The sequence below is a fragment of the Nocardioides sp. CPCC 206348 genome (genome assembly GCF_048654705.1).
GTDB lineage: Bacteria > Actinomycetota > Actinomycetes > Propionibacteriales > Nocardioidaceae > Nocardioides.
The window spans coordinates 140,120-140,824 of the sequence record NZ_JBMCZA010000243.1; the positions used below are offsets into that span (position 1 = coordinate 140,120).

Consider the following 705-nt stretch of genomic DNA (forward strand, 5'->3'; position numbering starts at 1 on the left):
CGGCTTCTTCAACACGACGGGCCCGGCGATCGCGGTGAGCATCGCGGTCAACCTGTTGGTCAGCCTCACCCTGACGCCGGCGCTGCTCGCGTTGGCCGGCCAGCGCGGCTGGGCCGAGCCGCGCGAGTCGGGTGGTGCCGCCGTGTGGCAGCGCATCGCCGGTCTCGTCGCCGCGCACCCGGTCCGGATGCTGACCGTTTCGCTGGTCCCGCTGCTGCTGCTCGCCGCGGTCTTCCCCCTGGCCAACCTGTCCTACGACGTCCGTGAACCGCTGGCCGACGACGCGGAGAGCAATCGTGGCTACGCCCTGCTCGACCGGCACTTCCCGGTCAACGAGGTGCTGCCCGACTACGTCCTGGTCCAGGCCGACCACGACCTGCGCAACACCAAGGACCTCGCCCTCATCGAGCAGGCGTCGTCCTCGCTCGCCCGCCACGAAGGCGTGGCCCTGGTCCGCAGCATCACGCGACCGGGCGGCGAGCCGATCACGCAGGCGTCCGTCGCCTACCAGTCCGGCCTGATCGGGGACCGGCTCGGCAAGGCCCGTGGCGACATCGCCGAGGGTGCCGACGGGGCAGAGCAGCTCGCCGAGGGCGCCGGCCAGCTCGACGACGGTGCGGGCCAGCTCGCGGACGGTGCCGAGCAGGCCGTGGAGGGTGCCGACTCGATCGCCACCGCCACCACCCGGCTGTCGCGCGGCATGAC

The 705-nt window shown here is 72.8% G+C and carries 1 protein-coding gene; it reads left to right on the forward strand.

The features are described from left to right. Positions 1-705, forward strand: a 705-nt coding sequence (locus ACOADB_RS29060; protein WP_378607572.1) for an MMPL family transporter, incomplete at both ends; no start/stop codon positions are given.